This window comes from Rhizobium leguminosarum bv. viciae, assembly GCF_012276115.1.
Lineage (GTDB): Bacteria > Pseudomonadota > Alphaproteobacteria > Rhizobiales > Rhizobiaceae > Rhizobium > Rhizobium leguminosarum_T.
This window is the reverse complement of the sequence record NZ_WIEU01000008.1, coordinates 108,152-126,508: the sequence shown is the minus strand read 5'-3', so window position 1 is coordinate 126,508 and position 18,357 is coordinate 108,152. Positions and strand designations below refer to the sequence as shown.

17 protein-coding genes are annotated in these 18,357 nt (G+C 59.9%); 6 read left to right on the top strand and 11 right to left on the bottom strand.

Annotated elements, in window-relative coordinates; translation table 11 throughout:
* The first annotated feature begins 187 nt into the window (after positions 1-187).
* Complete coding sequence (locus GFM02_RS16495; protein ID WP_168322201.1) at positions 188-1,204, top strand: AraC family transcriptional regulator; 1,017 nt, start codon at positions 188-190, stop codon at positions 1,202-1,204.
* A 27-nt stretch (positions 1,205-1,231) separates the two neighbouring features.
* Here the strand turns inward: GFM02_RS16495 and GFM02_RS16490 are convergent, their stop codons facing one another.
* On the bottom strand, positions 1,232-2,137 hold the full coding sequence (locus GFM02_RS16490) for a LysR substrate-binding domain-containing protein (protein WP_168322200.1): 906 nt from the start codon (positions 2,135-2,137) through the stop codon (positions 1,232-1,234).
* 256 nt (positions 2,138-2,393) lie between these two features.
* Here GFM02_RS16490 and GFM02_RS16480 point away from each other — a divergent pair, with 256 nt between their 5' ends.
* The 4 genes from GFM02_RS16480 (at position 2,394) to paoC (ending at position 6,995) form a co-directional block, all read left to right on the top strand.
* Entirely contained in the window at positions 2,394-2,693 is a 300-nt protein-coding gene (locus GFM02_RS16480; RefSeq protein WP_168322199.1) for a superoxide dismutase, read from the top strand.
* 148 nt (positions 2,694-2,841) lie between these two features.
* Positions 2,842-3,531 (top strand): type 1 glutamine amidotransferase domain-containing protein, encoded by a 690-nt coding sequence (locus tag GFM02_RS16475; protein WP_168322198.1) that lies wholly within the window; start codon positions 2,842-2,844, stop codon positions 3,529-3,531.
* A gap of 16 nt (positions 3,532-3,547) precedes the next feature.
* Positions 3,548-4,531, top strand: a complete 984-nt coding sequence (locus tag GFM02_RS16470; RefSeq protein WP_168322197.1) for an amidohydrolase family protein — start codon at positions 3,548-3,550, stop codon at positions 4,529-4,531.
* 253 nt (positions 4,532-4,784) lie between these two features.
* A complete protein-coding gene (gene paoC, locus GFM02_RS16465; protein WP_168322196.1) occupies positions 4,785-6,995 on the top strand; it encodes an aldehyde oxidoreductase molybdenum-binding subunit PaoC in 2,211 nt (736 codons plus the stop codon).
* A 114-nt stretch (positions 6,996-7,109) separates the two neighbouring features.
* On the opposite strand, the gene GFM02_RS16460 is transcribed toward paoC, so the two are convergent.
* The 6 genes from GFM02_RS16460 to GFM02_RS16435 form a co-directional block, all read right to left on the bottom strand.
* Positions 7,110-8,177, bottom strand: coding sequence for an alpha/beta hydrolase family protein (locus GFM02_RS16460; protein ID WP_168322195.1), 1,068 nt, complete (start codon positions 8,175-8,177; stop codon positions 7,110-7,112).
* A gap of 78 nt (positions 8,178-8,255) precedes the next feature.
* On the bottom strand, positions 8,256-8,588 hold the full coding sequence (locus tag GFM02_RS16455) for a cupin domain-containing protein (protein ID WP_131664034.1): 333 nt from the start codon (positions 8,586-8,588) through the stop codon (positions 8,256-8,258).
* Between the two features lie 9 nt (positions 8,589-8,597).
* Positions 8,598-9,602 (bottom strand): quinone oxidoreductase family protein, encoded by a 1,005-nt coding sequence (locus GFM02_RS16450; protein ID WP_168322194.1) that lies wholly within the window; start codon positions 9,600-9,602, stop codon positions 8,598-8,600.
* A gap of 33 nt (positions 9,603-9,635) precedes the next feature.
* Positions 9,636-10,514, bottom strand: coding sequence for a 3-keto-5-aminohexanoate cleavage protein (locus GFM02_RS16445; protein ID WP_168322193.1), 879 nt, complete (start codon positions 10,512-10,514; stop codon positions 9,636-9,638).
* Positions 10,514-11,275: an SDR family NAD(P)-dependent oxidoreductase gene (locus tag GFM02_RS16440; RefSeq protein ID WP_168322192.1), complete on the bottom strand. Its 762-nt coding sequence runs from the start codon at positions 11,273-11,275 to the stop codon at positions 10,514-10,516. Before GFM02_RS16440 ends, GFM02_RS16445 begins: the two co-directional genes overlap by 1 nt.
* 212 nt (positions 11,276-11,487) lie before the next feature.
* Positions 11,488-12,414, bottom strand: a complete 927-nt coding sequence (locus GFM02_RS16435) for a dioxygenase (protein WP_168322247.1) — start codon at positions 12,412-12,414, stop codon at positions 11,488-11,490.
* 501 nt (positions 12,415-12,915) lie between these two features.
* Between GFM02_RS16435 and GFM02_RS16430 the strand changes: the two genes are divergently transcribed.
* A complete protein-coding gene (locus GFM02_RS16430) occupies positions 12,916-13,938 on the top strand; it encodes a LacI family DNA-binding transcriptional regulator (protein WP_168322191.1) in 1,023 nt (340 codons plus the stop codon).
* Between the two features lie 280 nt (positions 13,939-14,218).
* On the opposite strand, the gene GFM02_RS16425 is transcribed toward GFM02_RS16430, so the two are convergent.
* The 4 genes from GFM02_RS16425 to GFM02_RS16410 all read right to left on the bottom strand — a co-directional run bounded on the left by GFM02_RS16425 (position 14,219) and on the right by GFM02_RS16410 (position 18,135).
* Complete coding sequence (locus GFM02_RS16425; RefSeq protein WP_168322190.1) at positions 14,219-15,175, bottom strand: alpha/beta fold hydrolase; 957 nt, start codon at positions 15,173-15,175, stop codon at positions 14,219-14,221.
* Between the two features lie 104 nt (positions 15,176-15,279).
* The gene (locus tag GFM02_RS16420) at positions 15,280-16,365 is read right to left on the bottom strand and encodes an ABC transporter substrate-binding protein (protein WP_168322189.1); all 1,086 of its coding nucleotides are present in this window, start codon (positions 16,363-16,365) and stop codon (positions 15,280-15,282) included.
* A 40-nt stretch (positions 16,366-16,405) separates the two neighbouring features.
* The gene (locus tag GFM02_RS16415) at positions 16,406-17,077 is read right to left on the bottom strand and encodes an ABC transporter permease (protein WP_168322188.1); all 672 of its coding nucleotides are present in this window, start codon (positions 17,075-17,077) and stop codon (positions 16,406-16,408) included.
* 203 nt (positions 17,078-17,280) lie between these two features.
* Positions 17,281-18,135 (bottom strand): ABC transporter ATP-binding protein, encoded by an 855-nt coding sequence (locus tag GFM02_RS16410; RefSeq protein WP_168322187.1) that lies wholly within the window; start codon positions 18,133-18,135, stop codon positions 17,281-17,283.
* Between the last annotated feature and the right edge of the window lie 222 nt (positions 18,136-18,357).

Genomic DNA, 18,357 nt, shown 5'->3' with positions numbered 1-18,357 from the left:
TGAAGTTCTTTCCGCTCAACTGGCATCCCCGGATATGCGGAGATCGCCGGCTACGGTTGCGTGTTTACCGCTCCGTTCCCCGATTGTAGTTGTTCCGGATCCGGCTGACGCGGGTGCCATCAACGTGATTGGGAAATCACAATCTGTGTTGTTAGCTTCCTTGTTTCGCGTTCATCCGGAGGGGGCCATGGACCCACTGTCAGAAGTGCTCTCGCTGCTAAAGCCACGCAGCTATCTCTCGTCCGGTATCGATGCAGGCGGCAAATGGGCCGTCCAGTTCTCTAACCAGTCCGACACGATCAAGTGTTATGCGGTCGTCTCCGGGGAATGCTGGCTCGCCATGGAGGGCGTCCCTGAACCATTACGTCTTGAAAAGGGAGACTGTTTGATATTGCCGAGCGGACGCTCCTTCCGCCTGGCGAGCGATCTGGCGATCCCGCCGGTTGATTCCAAAACGATTTATCGGTCGGTGCGGTTGGGGAGCGTTGTTCGGGTAAACGATGGCGGCGGTCTGCTTCTGGCAGGCAGTCGCTTCGCCGTCGCCGGCAAGCATGCCGGATTTCTCTTGAGCATGCTGCCGCCGATCGTACGCATACGCAAGGAATCCGAACAGGCTGCTTTGCGCTGGTCGATGGAGCGCATGATGGCGGAGATGTACGAAGGACAACCGGGCGGCCTTCTCATCGCGCAGCATCTCGCACATATGATGCTCGTGCAGGCCTTGCGGGTGCATCTGACTGAAGGTGCGAGCGGCGACGCGAACTGGTTTGTCGCGCTAGCGGACAAGCAGATCGGCGCTGCGATCAACGCCATGCACGCCGATCCCGCATTTCGCTGGACACTGCAGGATCTCGCCGACCGCGCAGGCATGTCACGATCGACATTCGCGCGAAGATTTAGAGAGATCGCGGGCGAAACACCGATGGAATATCTCGTGCGCTGGCGCATGCTTTTGGCGACTGACAAACTCGAGAACTCCGGCGATTCCATCGCAATGATCGCAATTGCCGTAGGGTACGAATCGGAAAGTGCGTTCCGTACGGCCTTCAAGCGTATCATGGGTTACACACCTCGGCAGTTCTGCCATGGCAGGGAGTCGCGCAAACCGCTGACTTGGGGACGGGGCGTTAAGCCACCTGAGGCTTCGGAAAGGCTAAAGTTGGATGAGCCAGCACCGAAGCGAAACTTCAAGGTACCTGAATAAAATGCCTTTACCACATATGGCTCGGCTTCAAAGGTCGAAACGCTTCGGCAATTCGGTGGCAAGCGCATCGATCGCCAGTCGCGACCGCAACGGCAGATATTGGGTGGTTGGCCACACGGCGTAGCATTCCATCGCCGCCCTCGGTCGATCGGTCCAGAGTTCGACCAGTTCGCCTGCCTGCACACGGACATGGATCAGCCAGTAGGGAAGCCAAGCGAGGCCCATCCCATCGACGGCGGCATCGGCGATCACTTCGAGATCGTCAAAGCGCAGTCTTGAAGTGACCGACAGGTCGATGAGAGCACCGGTCGCATCGGGAAGCTGCCAGGTCAGGCCATAATCGTTGCGCCAGTATACGAGCGTGTCATGTTCTGGCAGATCCGCCAGAGAATGTGGCTCCCCTCGTGCGGCAAGATAGGCTGGAGAGGCGCAGAGCGCCTTGCGTGGGCTGACCAGTCGCCGGGCGTGGAGCGCGGTTCCGTTGCCTAGAACGCCATTGCGCACCGCCAAATCGAAGCCGTCGGCGATCAAATCGATCTGGCGGTCACTAAAGCTGAGTTCGAGTTCGAGCCTCTCGTGCTGGCGCGCATAGGCACGCAAGATGGGTGCGGCGCAGTAGCGGCCAAACAAGACGGGCAGCGACACGCGCAACTTGCCGACGACCTCACGCCGGCCGGATTCCAGGAGAGATTCGCCTGCGCGCAGTTCCTCGATCGCACGCACACACCGCTCGTAATATTGCTGACCATCCTCGGTCAGGCTCTGCGTCCGCGTGGTCCTGTGAAACAACCGGACGCCCAAGCGCTCCTCGAGACGCGCGATGGCCTTACCGACTGCGGAGCGCGTCAACGACAATCGCTCGGCGGCTTTAGCAAAGCCGCCCGCCTCGACTGCCTCGACAAAGACTTGCACCCCATCAAACCTGTCTCGCACCAAGCGGATCCTCGCGGAGAGTGGCCCCGTCGATTGGAGAACCTCAGGAACCAAAGAAGAGAAAAACGATTTCTAATCGTCAACTGCATTCTACGATATAAGGCCGACCAAGCAAACGATATTTCCTGGCAACCACGGCAGCACAGACGACCTCAACCGGCTCGGAAGCTGGTTTGGTGTCATAACCCAATCGAAGACTGACCAGGCGCCGGTTCCAACCCGCCTGATCCATCTTTCTCAACCAAGGAATCCTGCCATGAAACTGCTTTGCCTCGATATTCCCCAGCCCGGCGCCAGCCTGGAAAAATACCAGCCGCATATGTCGGATGAAGCCCGGCACGCCTGGCAGGTGTACAAGGGTGGCATCATCCGCGACATCTATTTCCGCCAGGATCGTCCGGGTGTCGCCATCATCGCCGAATGCGAATCGGTCGAAGCCGCCAAACAGGCCCTGAGCGAATTCCCGCTGGCCAAGGCCGGGCTTCTCGACTGGGAGGTCATCCCGCTTGGCCCCTTCCTGAACTGGGAAGCGCTGTTTGCGCCCGGCAACGCCTGAGATTCCTTGTCCGCGATACAACGGAACAGTTTGCGCCCGATCGCGAATTCGGCGGGCGCAGCAGAGCCTGCGAGCGTATGTTGAAGAGCGATATGAACTCCGCGTCGTCATCGACATGGCCTCGCTCAATTCCTGAGGAGCCAAGACAATGGCAAATAACATCAAGCCCATCCTTTGCGTGGTCACCAGCCATCCGGTCAGAGGCGACACCGGCGAGCCGACCGGCTTTGCGATGGTCGAACTCACGCATCCACTCGAGGTTTTCCGCGCGGCCGGCATCCCGACCGAGATCGCCTCGATCCGGGGCGGCCATCCGCCGATCGACTTCTTCGACCTCACCGATCCGGTCAACGCCCGCTTCTGGAAGGACCGCGAGTTCCGCGATGCGCTCGCCCACTCGCTCATCCTCGACGAACTCGATCCCTCCCGCTACTCCGCAGTCTTCTTCGCCGGCGGCCACGGCACGATGTGGGATTTTGCCGACAGCCCGGCTGTGCAACGCGTGATCCGCGATGTCTACGAGACCGGCGGCATCGTCTCGGCGGTCTGCCACGGCCCCGCTGCATTGGTGAACGCAACGCTCTCGGACGGCAGCCATCTGGTCGCGGGCAAGAAGCTCGCCTCCTTCACGGACGAGGAAGAGGCGGAGGTCAAGTACACAGAGGTCGTGCCCTATCTGCTGGCGACGGCCCTCAAGGAGCGAGGCGCGCTGCATCAGCCGGCGCCGAACTGGACAGAGAAGGTGGTGGTCGATGGCCGTCTGATCACAGGCCAGAACCCGGCTTCTGCACACGGCGTCGGCCAAGCGATCGTCGATCAACTCACCCAGAAGTCCTGACCGAAGGAATTCACCAATGAAGATCATCGCAATCGAAGAGCATGTCCTGCCCGATGAGGTGAAGCATGGATGGGACACGATACCCGGCGCCGACGACGGAACGCTTGGGCTCAATCCGGGTCTGCTCGGCGAACGGCTGGCGGATCTTGGAGAGCAGCGGCTGGCTCTGATGGACGAGACCGGCGTCGATGTGCAGGTTCTCTCGTTGACGACCCCGGGTCTCAACAATCTCGGCCATCACGGCGTCGATCTTGCTCGTCGCTCCAATGACATTCTGGCCGGCGCTGTTTCGGCTCACCCATCCCGCTTCCAGGCGATGGCGGCTCTCTCCTTTGCGCAACCGGACGAGGCGGCGCGAGAGCTGCGGCGAGCCGTCGAGGAACTCGGCTGCAAAGGTGCCGTTCTGTTCGGCCGGGTCGGCGACAAGAATCTCGATCATATGATCTTCGAGCCGACATTCGCCAGCGCAGCGGAGCTCAATGTCCCACTTCTGATTCACCCGCAGATCCCGCAGACGAGCATTCGCGACACCTATTATGCGGGCTTCGGCGCCCCCGTCGATCTCGCCCTGTCGACGTTTGCCCTCGGATGGCATTTCGAGGCAGGCATCCAGTTCGTGCGTCTGATCCTGGGCGGCGTCTTTGACCGTCACCCGAACCTCCAGGTCATCCTCGGGCACTGGGGTGAGCTTGTGCTGTTTTATCTCGAGCGGCTCGTCATGCTGGATCGGGTGTCCAAACTCCAGCGGCCATTCCTCGACTATGTCCGCAACAACCTCTATCTGACGGCCAGCGGCATGTTCAGCCCCGCCTATTTGCGGCAGGCGATCGATGCGGTCGGAGTGGACCGCATCGTGTTCTCGACAGACTACCCATACCAATATCGCCCCGGAGGCGATGCGCGGCGATTTGTCGAAGGTCTGGAGCTCGATGCGGCCCATAAGGCAAAGTTCGCGCATGCGAATTGGGAGCGCCTCACCGCAGGCCGCTTGCTCGCCTGATCTCGGCAGAAAGCTCCCGTTCGTGAGGCAGACTCATAAGGTCTTGCAATTTGCCGCCGGTAATCCTTTCCGATGCGTGACCCATTTACTCACGTGAGCGATCCACTGCTTCGCCCCTGAGCACCGGTCCCAGCATCGACTATTCCGGCTGACGGACTACTGAAGGCGCGGAGCCGCGAGTCAAGAACCCGTTCAAGCTGTTGTTGGTGGAGCGGACGCTCAGCGACGTGATAGCGCAAGCGAGGATTGATCCATGAAGTTCGACACACCTGCAGGACCGAACCCGATTGACCGGATGACCGTCCTCGGCCAGCCTCACAACCGCTTCGAGGCAGAGCTCAAGACGACTGGGACGGCGGCTTACGCCTACGAATATCACAACGTCGCACCAAACGCTGCCTACGGCTATATCCTTGGCGCGGCAATTGCCAAGGGCCGGATCTCATCGATCGACACCCGGCGCGCCGAGGCCGCGCCCGGCGTGCTGGCCGTCATTACTCACCGCAATGCCGGTCCGCTTGGTGTCGGAAAATTTTATGTCCAGCGCATGTTGGCTGCCCCTGATGTCGATCACTACCATCAGCCTGTTGCAGTGGTGGTGGCCAAGACCTTCGAACAGGCACGCGCGGCTTCCTCGCTGATCCGCGTTGACTATACGCGCAGCCCGGGCCGATTCGATCTCGCCGAGCAACTGGACAGTGCCCCGGTTGCACCGCAGATGGAGTTTGGTGGACCGACCGAGACGCAGGTCGGAGACTTCGACCAGGCTTTCGCAGCCGCGGAGGTGAAGGTTGACGAGACCTATACTGTTCCCGACCAGGCGCATGCAATGATGGAGCCGCACGCGACGATCGCGACCTGGGATGGCGATCGGGTGACGTGCTGGACCTCAATCCAGCAGATGAATTGGGGAACCCGGGATCTCGGACTCATTCTCGGCATTCCGCGCGAAAACGTTCGGCTGATCTCACCCTTCATCGGCGGCGGCTTCGGCGGCAAGGGCACGGTGCAGTCAGATCTGGTGCTGGCGGCCGTTGCCGCGCGAGTGGTGCGGCGCCCGGTGAAGATCGCGCTTCAACGTCCGATAATGTTCAACAATACGATCCATCGACCGAAGACAATCCAACGGATCCGGCTCGGCGCCTCGCGCGACGGTAGGCTGACCGCGGTCGGGCATGAGAGCTGGTCCGGCAATCTCGCCGGCGGCCGCACCGAGCCGACCACCCTTTCGACACGGTCGCTCTACGCGGGACCGAACAGGATGACCGCTGTCCGGCTGGCGACGCTCGACTTGGCCGAGGGCAATGCCATGCGTGCGCCGGGAGAGGCGCCCGGTTTGATGGCGCTCGAGATCGCCATGGACGAGATGGCCGAGAAGCTGGGCATGGATCCGGTTGAGTTCCGCGTCCTGAACGATACCCAGGTCGACCCGGAAAATGCCGATCGGCCCTTTTCCTCGCGTCCCTTCGTCGAATGCCTGCGGACGGGCGCCGAACGCTTCGGATGGAGCATGCGGAAAACAGAGACAGGTCAAGTCCGCGATGGTGACTGGTTGATCGGCATGGGCATGGCGGGTGCGATCCGCGGGGCACCGATTTCAAAGGCCGGAGCGCGGGTCCGTCTCGATCGCCAGGGCATGCTGACGGTCGAGACCGACATGACGGACCTTGGCACCGGCAGCTATACGATCGTGCAGCAGACGGCGGCCGAGATGATGGGTCTGCCGATCGAGCACGTGGTGGCAAAGCTCGGGGATTCGAGTTTTCCGGAAACGCCGGGATCTGGAGGACAGCAGGGCGCGCCTTCCGTCACCGCAGGCGTCTATGCTGCCTGCACGAAGCTGCGGGCGGTGGTCGCCCAGCGCCTGGGCTTCAACGCCGCAGAGGCAGAGTTTGTCGGCGGTGAGGTTCGGTCCGGAAATCGAAGCGCGCTGCTCGCTAACGCTGCCGCCGACGGCGATCTCGTCGCCGAGGACGTCATGGAATTCGGCGATCTGGCGAGGCGCTTGGCGATCCAGACCTTCGGGGCGCATTTTTCCGAGGTCGGCGTCGACGTCTATACCGGCGAAATCCGCGTTCGCCGCATGCTCGCCGTGTGCGCCGCCGGTCGCATCCTCAACCCCAAGACCGCGCGCAGCCAGGTGATCGGCGGGATGACAATGGGGATCGGGGCGGCCCTGAAGGAAGAGATGGTGGTCGATAACAGATCCGGCTTCTTCGTCAATCACGATCTCGCCGGCTACGAGGTTCCGGTCCACGCCGACATCCCTCATCTCGAGGCCGTGTTCCTCGACGAAGTAGATCCAGCGATATCGCCCGTGAAAGCGAAAGGCGTCGGGGAATTGGGCCTGACGGGTGTCGCGCCGGCCGTCGCAAATGCGGTCTACAACGCTACCGGCGTCCGGGTGCGCCAATATCCGATCACACTGGAGAAATTACTCGACCGAATGCCCCATCGCGAATGATCATCGAAACATCCTTCCGCAAATAAGGTTCATATTCGTCCGTGCTGCCATCGCAGAGATGTACCGTATCGGTCCTGCATAGCTTACGAAGCTCGTCGGTCCGGGCGGAAAGGGCTATATCGTCGATCGTCGTGCCTGGAACCGCTCCGCCAGCCAGTCCGCAACCAGTGGCCGATACATCCAGGGAATGTTGTTACAGACATGGTTTCCGGCCGCGATGACATGCAGTTCGCTGCCCGCCCTGCACATACTGACACATTTTTCCGCCTCTGAGGGAGGAAAGATCGTATCGCGACCGCCGTGCACGATCAGCGCCGGGACTGCCGGGCCATCAGCGCTGCGCAGGGTAAAGCGGCGAGCTTGCTCAACGACATCGATTCCGCCGAGCGCGAAGGTCATGTTGTCCTGATAGACATTTGGTAGCGTCGGCCAGAGCGCGCCGAGATCATAAAAGCCGTTGATGGAGACGACGGCGGCAAGCCCATCCAGCGCCGCCGCGGCGCGCAGCGCCAAGAAGCCGCCGAAGGCCATGCCCACCAGGCCGACAGCGTCCGACAAGCCGGGCTTTCCCTTGACTGTCGCTATCGCCGCGGCAAGTGCCGGGGCAATGTCGGGCCGTAGAGGGCCGTGCGAACGTCCCTCCCCCTGTCCCGGCCCGTCGAACGACAACGTTGCGATGCCGCGGCTCAGGAAATGGCGTTCGAACGCCGGAAATTCCTCCTTGGTGGAATCCGAGCCCGGGACGATGATCGCAAGGGGGTGAGGGTCCAACCCATGCGGCCGGCGGAGATAGGCCCGCAGGAAGCCGTCCTCAAACGGCACCTCGACCAATTCGCCGGGATGTTCGAACAGCGGCGCCGCCTTTCTGAAGACTGCGACCTTGCGCGCCGCCGCAGCGTACTTTGCTTCGAGATCGTCGAAGGCCATGAACTGCCCGAAATGATAAAACAGGCTGGCACGAGCGAAGGCTTCACCGGCCGTAATTGTGCGCCCGCGAGCGAGAGCTTCTTCGCCCATCTCGGCGTGCCTGTCGCCCTCATCGCTCCAGGCGTTGAGCCAATTTTCCCAGCTTCCTGCTTTTTCTATCACCGCTTTGGCCGTAGCGGAGGGAATACCGGCGACCTCAATCCGAGGCAACCAGTGTTTTACCACGCTCAGCAATCTGCTCTCGGTCTCGGTCATCCTATTGTCCTTCCAGGGTCGATGGGCACAAGTCGATCGCCTTAAGTTCCAGCGGACGGGATATTGATTTCTAACGCTTCAGACCGGCATCGCCAGAAGAATCGATGCCGGCGCATTGGTGCGGTTGACCAAGGCCCGCGCCTCGCCCGGCGCCAGCCGGCAACTGTCGAGCACGCCGAGCGTCACGGCGGCATCGACAGTTTCGATGGTCACCTCCCCGGCGACGACGATGTAGATCTTCTCGACGGCTGCACTTTTGAGCGAGGTGCGACCGCCCGGCAGAAGATGCGACAAGCCGATCCAGATCGTATCGGTCGTTGTCGCCTCCTTGCCTTGCAGGCGCAGGCAGAGCATGTCGAAGTGTTCTGGCGCCTCGTAGGGACTGGCTTCACTGTAGCGGGTGACCTGCATGACGCTCCCTTACGGCTTGAGCAAAACCCGTTCGGGTGTGCCCCGCAAAACCGAAGCGTAGGCCTTCGCCGCGTCATCAAGACCGTAGCAGCAGGCAGGATTGATCGGGAACGGCTTGAGCAACCCCTCCTCGAACTTCAGCTTGAGCCTGTCGAATATCCGCGCGCCGTCAACGGAGGACAAGGCGAGCGTATCGATGCCGATATATCTGTGCCGACCGCGGAAGAAATTGAAAATATCGAAAGGCACGGCGCGATCGAAAGTCGAGATGAAGACCTGGCGCGCCTGCTTGGCCATCGCCTTGTTGGCGATCTCGAAATAAGGGCTGCCGACGGTATTGAAGACGATGTCGGCGCCGTGGCCGTCGGTCATATCGCGGACGATTGCGGCAACATCGTCAACAGCGCTATTCAGCATGGTGACCGGTCCGTTGGTGTGGCCCATCAACGGTTGATCCTTGTATTCGACGGCAAAGACCTTTGCTCCTGCCATCGTCGCGAGCTGGATCGCCGCCTGCCCGACCTTGCCGTTGCCGCCGCAAACCAGCACGACATCGGTCGGCTGGGCGCCGCCTGCCTCGCGCAGGCCCTCATAGGCGGTGATGAACGGCACGCCGACCGACCCGGCCTCCTCCATTGAGAAGTTCTTCGGCTTTGCGCGCACGGCTTTCTGGTCGAGAACCATCCATTTGCCGTGGCTACCATCCTGGCTGATACCGAGTTCGCCACCCCCACCCCAGATTTCCAGGCCGATCATGTGCGACGGCCCCTCGTGTACGATACCGCCGAAATCACGTCCCGGTATGCGGGGCCAGATGGCATGCGGCATATGGCCGAGCGACGCCTTGACGTCGCTGGGGTTGACGCCGGCCGCCACAATCTCGATCAAAACCTGGCCGGGTCCGGGACGCGGGACCGGCACCTCGACGACCTCGATCAGAAGGTTGTCGAGATCTGGCGATTTCTCGGAAACCCTGAGAGCACTGCCGGTCCTGGTGTCTGCTTGAATGTTCATCTTCTTTAATCTCCTTTGCTCCCGCTGTGCCGCTTAGGCCGCAAGCCCCAGCATTTCCCTGGCTTCCGATGGGCCGGCGATCTGCCCGCCGAGTTTTTCGACGAGGTCGCGGGCGCGTTCCACCAGTTCGCCATTGCCCTTCGCCAGCACGCCCTTGGCGAGATACGAATTGTCCTCGAGACCGACGCGGACATGCCCGCCGAGCAAATAGGCCTGAACAGCCATCGGGAACGACATCCGGCCAACGCCGAAGCCCGTCCAGACAGCATCGTGTGGCAACATTCGTGCGGCAGTTGCCATGACATCGGGCGTGGCGGGAAAGCCGTATTTGACGCCAGTGACGATGGTGAACATCGCCGGCGACCTCAATACACCCGCCTTCATCATATCCTGCGCCAGGACGATATGGCCGGTATCGAAGACCTCGAGCTCCGGCTTGGACCCGGCTTCATTGATAAGGTCGGCCATGATCTTCACGTTGCCCGGGGTGTTGATGACCACCTCGTTGCCGAAGGTCATGGTGTTGAGGTCGAGCGTGGCGATGTCCGGCTTCAGCGCGACGATGTGCTCGACGCGTTTTTCGGGCCGCATCAGCGTCGTGCGCGGACCGGCCACCGCCGGATTTTCATCGCTCGGATGGTAGCGTCCTCCGGGACCGGTGGTGACGTTGAGGATCAGGGCAGTGTTCCTGGCCCGGATCCTGTCAACCACTTCGCGGTAGAGCTTCAACTCCATCGATGGCCTCGTCGTTTCGGGGTCACGCACATGGATATGGGCTATCGCGGCCCCGGCATCCGCCGCCTCAAGGCAGGCATTGGCAATCTCCTCCGGCGTCACCGGCAGGCCGGGATGGTTTTCCCGCGTCGTCAGGTTGCCGGTGACGGCACAGGTGATGATGACTTTCGGCTGCATTAGAGGTGCCTCCCGCCATCTACGATGATCCGGCTGCCGGTCGAGAACTTCAGGCCAGTTGCGCAAGCGACAATTGCCTCTGCGACATCTGTCGCGCTTGTGATCCGTTTGAGCGGTGTGGTTGCGGCGACCTTGTCCGCAAACTCGGCGCCACGCCCAGGCACGAACTGCGTGTCGACCGCGCCGGGTGACACAGCCATCACGCGGATCGCGGGCGCTAGTGCTCGGCCCAACGAGTTGGTCATGATGTCGATGCCGGCCTTGGCACCGCAATACGCAACGTTGGAGCCGATGCCCGTAAACGCGGCGATCGAAGAGACGTTGACGATCAACCCGTCACCACTCGCCTTGAGTGCCGGCGCGAACGCGCGGATCGTGGCAAAAACTCCGCGCCAATTGTTGATGAAGATCCGGTCAATCATTTCGTCGCTAAGAGCATCGAGATCGGAATGGACCACCTGCTCGGTGACGCCTGCCGTGTTGACCAAGATGTCCGTCCTGCCAAGCCTTGCCATCACCGCGTTCCTGAAGCTTTCAATGGTTGCGGTGCTTTCAATCGAAACCGGCGCGGTTAGATGACCCTCGCCGGCAAGCTCGTTTGCGACTTTCTCAGCCCGTTGCTTGCCCAAACGATAACCGACGACCACCGTGGCGCCTGCATCGGCTAGCGTCCGGCAGGTTTCACGACCGATGCCGCCCGAACCGCCGACCACGACGGCGACCTTGCCCTCGAGCGGACGAATTGAATGCTGTATGGTCATCGTTCAGTTCGTCCTTCCGAGTGGGAGCGGGCGCTTAGCGCGCGGACGAAATCCTCCGTGATCAGCATGCCCTGTCGCGATGTCGGAGCGGTCACGTGAATGCGCGCCGCAAATTTTACAACCGGCAAGGAATCGGTCTCTGCTGGCGCTTTGGCTGGGATTGCAACGGGGGCGTGCGACATACTTACTCTCTTTGAAAAAAGTAAAGGCGATCATTTGATCGGTGGCTTTGGGAGCTCGGATACGCCGCGCTCCATCACAAACGTGTAGTCGAACACGAACCAGGGTCCGGTGACATCCGCGGCCGGAGGCACGCCCTCACCTTCGCGGTAATTGCCAATGAGGTGTTCGGTGACGCCAAACACCGCGTCGCTGCTCAAATACTGGTCACCACTTACAAAGACTTGCGTGATCAGGGTCTTGTAGCCCGACTTAAAGCAGAGAAAATGCAGATGGGCAGGGCGATAAGGATGGCGATCCTGGGCCCGAAGCAAATCCCCCACCGGTCCGTCTGTGGGCACAGGATATCCAGACGGTTTCACTGACCGGAACCAGAAACACCCATCGGCATCGGTGGTAAACTTGCCGCGCAAGTTCATGTCTGCCTGATTCGCGTCCTGATTTTCATAAAGACCAATTGGGGAGGCCTGCCAAACATCGACTTCTACTTCGGCGAGCGGTTGGCCCTGAGTGTCGGTGACAAGGCACTTCGCGAAGAGCGCTGGTCCTGGCGTGTCGGACCTTACGATCGACCCGCCGTTCGGAGTCAAGGGCGAGTTCATGCGCCAGAACGGTCCAAGCAATGCGGCGGCCGTCTCCGTCGCACCATGCTTTCCGTTGTTCAACAGGCAAACGAGAGTTGAGAACCCGATGGCATCGGAAAAAAGCACCGCTTCATTGTGGGAGGCGTGGCTGGCTTGTCCGATGCGATTCAACGCATCGATGCCGAGATGAAATTCTTCCTCCGTGAGACGAACCTCGCGAGCGAATGCATGCATGTGACGGACGAAAGACGACATCACCTCGCGCAGCCGCGCGTTGGGCGTGCGAGCCATAGCGTCGAGCACAACATTCGTTACCGAGCTTTCGTCCGTGATGACGGTCAAGTTCTTTCTAGGCGGAATAGCCGACGGCTTCATACTCATTGCGCTACCTCTCTTACCCATATTGCTCCGATCCGATCCGATCCGATCCGGTCCGATCGCCGGTTGCCGGTTGCCGCTTTTACGTGCCGTCGAGCGGCCGTGAAATTGCGCCAACGGCGCAAATCCTCCCGACCATCCGACATGGCTCGTGAACTTCAGAAATATCCTGCCTTGTCCTCTAACTGCTCGACACACAGTGTCCGACGAAGTTATGCAATCGATTGCGTTGTACATGCATCCGGGGTGGCAGGCAAGCAAGATTGTTGCTTGCTGCCCCGAGGGCTCAGACTTGGTTTTTGTCTAGAGAAAGCAACTGCTGCGAGAGCTGCGCGTATTGCCGAGGTGACGTCGAAGCCGCTGCCGACAGTCGATCTGCGATTTCATCGGCAAGGCAAACGGCTCAGTGACGGCGTGTCTCTCCGACCACCTCAAGTGTTCAACCGAAGATGGAGTGAGCAGATTGCACTGACCACAGCCATCGCATAATGTGACTGCATGAATGAAGCAGTCACGATCAAGGACGTTGCGAACGAACTCGGCGTTCATCCCTCCACCGTGTCGCGAGCGCTCGACCCTGCAAAACGAGGCCTTGTCGGCAAGGACGTGGTTCAACGGGTCATCGAAACGGCGCAGCGGCTGGGATACACACCTGATGCCGCCGCCGCCACTTTACGCCGCGGCCGATCAAAATTGATCGGAGTGATCGTACCGGACATCGCCAATCCAGTATTTTCGCCCATCATCGGAGGGTTGGAGAACGCATTGGCCGAGGTCGGATATGCGCTGATTGTGGCAGATCAACCGGCCGATGCGAAAAGCCGCCTGGACATCATTGAGACGCTCGTTGCCCGTCGCGTCGATGGGTTGGTGCTCGCCACCGCTGCACTGATAGACGACGCGGTCGAACGCTGTATTCGTCGGGGCGTGCCGGTCGTGCTTGTGAACCGGGCTGAAGAAAGCGACCGTGCTCCATCGGTTGTCTCGGACGATGTCGAGGGCATGAAGCTGGCCGTCGAGCATCTGATTAGCCTTGGACATCAACGGATCATCCATCTAGCAGGTCCGAAGGCGCTGTCCACTGGGTCGCTAAGACGGAAGGGCTTCAAGTCGGCAATGAAAGCTGCCGGGCTTTCCCTCAGTCGTCACGCCATCGTGGAATCCACTGCCTTCACGCGCGCAGCTGGAGCGTTGGCTGCGGCGGAACTCTTAAAGCGAAATCCGGATGCGACTGCTATTGTCGCGGCCAACGACTTGCTGGCTTTGGGAGCCTACGAGGCCCTGAAAAGCGTGGGGCGCCGCTGTCCAGAGGATGTTTCGGTCGTCGGTCACAACGACATGCCGCTTGTGGATATGGTAAGTCCCGCGCTTACGAGTATCAGAATTAGCCATCGCGAGATGGGCGACGCGGCCGGGCGACTCCTCGTTGCGCTGATCAATGGGCAAGAGACGTCCGGCAGTAGAATCGTAATGCGCCCGACCCTCATCGTCCGTCAGTCGACTGCCAAGGCGTCAACGTGATGTGCTTGCGGCCGAACACGTTCGCGAAGCTCGGCCGCTTCTACGAGGATCAGTCAGCGTGACAAAATGCAGCTGACCATACGAGGCCAGGACTTGTCATATCCTGGCCTCGTAGACTTCCTGTGCATCCGACTGTCAAGCAACATGAGCGGTCTTATCTTCCAAAAGGAGTCTCGTCTGGCTGCCGGTGGGAAAGGTAACGTGGGTCTTCAAGCGACTGAACCCTGTCTCCGCGAAATGCTCAACGAGGTTCTCGCCACGGGGTGACGTGACGCGTCAATCAGTCGTTACGGGTCAAGAACCAACTGACGAGACTGTTGAAATCTCGCCATCGATCGATCCACAGAAAGTGATTTGCTTTGTCAAAAACGTAGAACTCCGCACCTTTCATCCGCTTATACAAGGAAACGCCGTTGTCCAGACCTTTGACGGAGTTGTTACCCCATATGATGAGCGGTTGCTTGGTGAGCCGATCCATATGTTCGCTAATATGCATACCATCGACTTCATATTGTTCGACGTTCCGTCTTCCCCCATCAGACCAGAAATTCAGCCATGGCTTCTCCCAAATGGGCATCCATTTGGTGCCAAGTTCGACACATCGATCGAGGAACGAGTCAGGTAAAATCGAGGCATCGTAGGTCATCGTGGAAAGCCAGCGGCGGATGCCCTCACGACTCATTTCAAGCCCGCTCCGGACCATCGTTCCCGGCACGAAAGCATCGGAATACTTGGTGTCGACCCCTTTCGAGCCGACACCGCCTCCAGGAAGAGCCAGGCTGGCACTGTCGACCAGGATGAGTTCGGCGACGAGATCTGGTCGGCGGAGTGCGACGTAAGCCGCTATCCAGGCGCCTTGCGATTGTCCCAGAAGATGAACAGGTCCGATGTCAAGTGCTTCGATAAAAGCAAGCACATGCTCCGCCCGCACCCGGATATGCCCAATATCTTCGATATCACGTGGTGGCTCGGTGTCGCCGCCGCCCAGTTCATCGATCGCAAAAACGTGGAAACGTTCGCCGAGCGGGATAAGGTTCGGAAACCAACGGTCGCTCCCCAGACCGACCTGAATGTTTGCTCCATGGACGAGCACGAGCGGGCGGCTGGCTGCGGAGCCGGTTTCGCGGTAGTGAGTACGGTAGCCGTCTACCGTGATGAACTTGCTTTGCACCTTTCCCGGATGATCATAGATTGTCGTCCATCCCTGTGTGGTGTTCTGCACGAAGGCATCGGTCATGAAGCGGGCTCCCTTTTCAACTCTCATGCCGGCCGCGGCCCATTACCGCTCGACCGGCTTGCAAATATTCTTCGGCGCGCGCCGGTTCGCCGCGCGCCAAGTGACTAAAGCGATGCGGGGCGCCGCGGCAGGCCGAGCGCGTCTTGCGCTGCCCATAGATATTTTAGATCGATATGATCACGCCAATTGACTTTCGCCGAGATGTCCCCGGCCTCCTTCAACTCCTCGATGAACGTGTCCATAACCTCGGCGCTGTCGAAGCCTCCGTCAGGGCTGATCACGTCGAGCTCTTCTTTGTATTGTGCCTCGAACGCCGGTGGGATCTCGTAACCGGCATCGCGCATAATCTTGTATGCTTCGTCCTTGTTAGCGGGATCGAAGAGCCACTGCCTCGCGCGGATGTCGGCAACCATCCATGCAATGGCAGTATCCTCATTCGCGGCAAGCCATGGTGCCAGTGCAATGACTGCTTCCGATGGTGCCGGAACAAGTTCGTCATGGATGAATTTTCCGCCCGCATCCTCGACGCCAGCGCGATGTCGGGGGAAGAGGACCGCGGCGTCGACGGTGCCGGTTATAACGGCCATCTGTCGGGTATTGGAGGCGCCGGTCATGGGAACGATCTCGACGTCCTTGTTAGGATCGAGACCCATCTTGATCAGAATCTGTTTCAGTACCCACGTGTTGTGGCCATCGAGGGCACCGCCCGAAACTTTCTTACCTTTCAGATCTGCCGGTGTGTTGATGCCTTTGCGCGCCGCAAGAATCCAACGCTCGCGCTGGCGGAAACAGCCGATGATCTTGATCGGCATATTGCTGGCGACAGCAGCCGACAGGGCTTTGTCGGTGTCGCTGTGGGTCATATCGAGACTGTTGCTCACCAGGCCGGCAACGTATTCCTCGGTCATGGTGGCCTTCATATTGCTTATGCCCACCTCCTTGAAATAGCCCTTTACGGTACCGATCGTCGTCGGCCAAGCGTCGGCATAGTTCGGGCTTATCTCGCCGTAGCGCAGCGTGCTCAGGTTGGCTTTTATATTGCCCAAGCTTGGACCCGCGTTCTGCGCGAGTGCACCGCGGCCAGTGGCCAATGCCAGCATGACGCCGAGGGCACTGTAGCCACCGCGCCGCAGCACGTCGCGGCGCTGCAAGCCCACGTTCTGGGTTTCGCTATCGTTGATTTTTGTCATTCTCATTCCCTCCCATTTGTTCTCTGGTTTAAAAATCTCGTCAGAGGCTGTCGATCCGGCGCCATGGCGCGACGTAGGATTCCAACCAGCGGGTCGCCTGGACAAGCCCCAGGGAGACCACCACCAACACGAAGAGGACGGAGTACATCAGCGACGAGTTGAATGTGTCGGCCGCGCGTTTGATCAAATAGCCGAGGCCGCTCGAGCCTCCGAAGATCTCGGCGATGACGACGCCGACGAGGCCGCGGCCGATCCCCTGCTGGACGCCGGCGATAATGAACGGCAGCGTAAAGGGGAGCACGACCTTGGCATACAGCTCCCAGCGATTTGCCCCGAAAACCCTAGCGGCCGCCAAAAGCGACTTGTCCGTGGTTTTCACGCCCGCCCATGCATTGATGATGATGGGAAAGATCGCCGACAGGACGACGATCGTCACCTGCAGTTTCACAGTGAAACCAAGGAACAGGATGAACAGCGGCACGAGCGCCACGCGCGGAACTGAGGCAAGCGCCCAGATGTATGGGCTAAGGATGGTCTCGACATATTTGTTGCCGCCCATCAGCAGTCCCGCCGGGATGCCCAACACGCATGCGATGGCAAGCCCGATGCCTAGATTTGTCAATGTGAAGAACAGGTGATCGCGGATACTCCCCGACACTGAGGCGCCCGGCGGTGCCGAGGTGGTCAGCCCCTGCCACAGCGCAGCGAACATGTCGCTCGCCTTGGGTAGGAAGAGCTCGTTGACAAATCCCATTCTCACGAAAGCTTCCCACATGAGGAAAAAGCAGGTTAGGTTGACAGCTGTTATTCCCCAAGCGCCGTAACGCTTCCACAGCTCGCGAAACGACCATTTCGTCTTGGTGATACGATCCGGCGCATCGGTTGAGAGCACGGTTTTAGCCTCTCCACGCACACTCATCGCTTTCCTCCCCGAGAAGATTGTATTGCCTCCTCCTTGACCAGCCGCCAGATATGATCGCGCAACCTGGTGTATTCAGGCAGTGTCTTGACGTCGTCGTTGAAGCGCGGCCGTGGAAGGTTTACGTCAACCACTTCCTTAATTCGCCCTGGCCGATATGAGATCACCACGACGCGGTCGCCCAGCATGATTGCCTCGTCGATCGAGTGAGTGATAAAAACGACGGTCTGCTGCGTCTTCGCGACGAAACGCTCCATCTCGCTTTGCATGGCTTCGCGTGTCATCGCGTCGATGGCAGCAAACGGCTCGTCCGCCAGAAGAATGTCCGGCTCGGAAACCAGTGCGCGAGCGATACCGACCCGCTGCTTCATCCCGCCGGACAATTCATAAGGAAAGGACTTTTCGAAACCCGTAAGATCGACGAGACCGATATATCGGCGTACGCGCTCGTCCATCTCCTCCTGGGAAAGCCCGAGATTTTGAAACTCGAACGGCATGCGGACATTCGATTCCACCGTCCGCCACGGCATCAGCGCATAATCCTGAAAAACCATGGCGCGGTCGGGACCGGGGCCCGTTACCTGCCGCCCATTGACACTGATGCTGCCCGCCCATGGTTTAACCAAGCCCGAGATGGCGTTGATAAAGGTCGTCTTCCCACAGCCGGATGGCCCGACCAGTACAACGAACTCACCACGATTGATCGTCAGATCGATGTCGCTCAGCGCCGTGAGTCTCTGCCGCTCACGGAAGAGCTCGTATCCCACGGTGAGCCCCTTGGAGACGATCACCGGAACGGCACGTGAAGTGTCCGGCTGCAGCGAGCGCAGCTTACTCTCCTTAACATTCATCGGCCTTGTTTCCTCCCAGGACGAAGCGTTTCTCAATGGCTAATGCAATCGATTGCGTAGATGCTAGTTCAATAAGGACACGGGCGCAAGCAGAGTTTGCGTGAAAGCGCAACGCTCTCCTGCTGGGGCGGTCTGTCATCGATTTTGACGAAATGTGAGCAACAGCCCAACGACGTCTGGGGTTGCTCGAACTGAGCGTATCCATGTTATTTGCGGCAGCTA

What these genes read in the sequence shown, in the direction of transcription:
- GFM02_RS16450 (WP_168322194.1), bottom strand. Translation starts at nt 9,602, where the DNA reads ATGAACATTCAAGCAGACACCAGGACCGGCAGTGCTCTCAGGGTTTCC.
- GFM02_RS16415 (WP_168322188.1), bottom strand. Translation starts at nt 17,077, where the DNA reads ATGTTCGCTGCGCTGTGGCAGGGGCTGACCACCTCGGCACCGCCGGGC.
- GFM02_RS16445 (WP_168322193.1), bottom strand. Translation starts at nt 10,514, where the DNA reads ATGCAGCCGAAAGTCATCATCACCTGTGCCGTCACCGGCAACCTGACG.
- GFM02_RS16425 (WP_168322190.1), bottom strand. Translation starts at nt 15,175, where the DNA reads ATGACCGATGCCTTCGTGCAGAACACCACACAGGGATGGACGACAATC.
- GFM02_RS16435 (WP_168322247.1), bottom strand. Translation starts at nt 12,414, where the DNA reads ATGAAGCCGTCGGCTATTCCGCCTAGAAAGAACTTGACCGTCATCACG.
- GFM02_RS16410 (WP_168322187.1), bottom strand. Translation starts at nt 18,135, where the DNA reads ATGAATGTTAAGGAGAGTAAGCTGCGCTCGCTGCAGCCGGACACTTCA.
- GFM02_RS16475 (WP_168322198.1), top strand. Translation starts at nt 2,842, where the DNA reads ATGGCAAATAACATCAAGCCCATCCTTTGCGTGGTCACCAGCCATCCG.
- GFM02_RS16420 (WP_168322189.1), bottom strand. Translation starts at nt 16,365, where the DNA reads ATGACAAAAATCAACGATAGCGAAACCCAGAACGTGGGCTTGCAGCGC.
- GFM02_RS16470 (WP_168322197.1), top strand. Translation starts at nt 3,548, where the DNA reads ATGAAGATCATCGCAATCGAAGAGCATGTCCTGCCCGATGAGGTGAAG.
- GFM02_RS16430 (WP_168322191.1), top strand. Translation starts at nt 12,916, where the DNA reads ATGAATGAAGCAGTCACGATCAAGGACGTTGCGAACGAACTCGGCGTT.
- GFM02_RS16460 (WP_168322195.1), bottom strand. Translation starts at nt 8,177, where the DNA reads ATGACCGAGACCGAGAGCAGATTGCTGAGCGTGGTAAAACACTGGTTG.
- GFM02_RS16440 (WP_168322192.1), bottom strand. Translation starts at nt 11,275, where the DNA reads ATGACCATACAGCATTCAATTCGTCCGCTCGAGGGCAAGGTCGCCGTC.
- paoC (WP_168322196.1), top strand. Translation starts at nt 4,785, where the DNA reads ATGAAGTTCGACACACCTGCAGGACCGAACCCGATTGACCGGATGACC.
- GFM02_RS16495 (WP_168322201.1), top strand. Translation starts at nt 188, where the DNA reads ATGGACCCACTGTCAGAAGTGCTCTCGCTGCTAAAGCCACGCAGCTAT.
- GFM02_RS16480 (WP_168322199.1), top strand. Translation starts at nt 2,394, where the DNA reads ATGAAACTGCTTTGCCTCGATATTCCCCAGCCCGGCGCCAGCCTGGAA.
- GFM02_RS16455 (WP_131664034.1), bottom strand. Translation starts at nt 8,588, where the DNA reads ATGCAGGTCACCCGCTACAGTGAAGCCAGTCCCTACGAGGCGCCAGAA.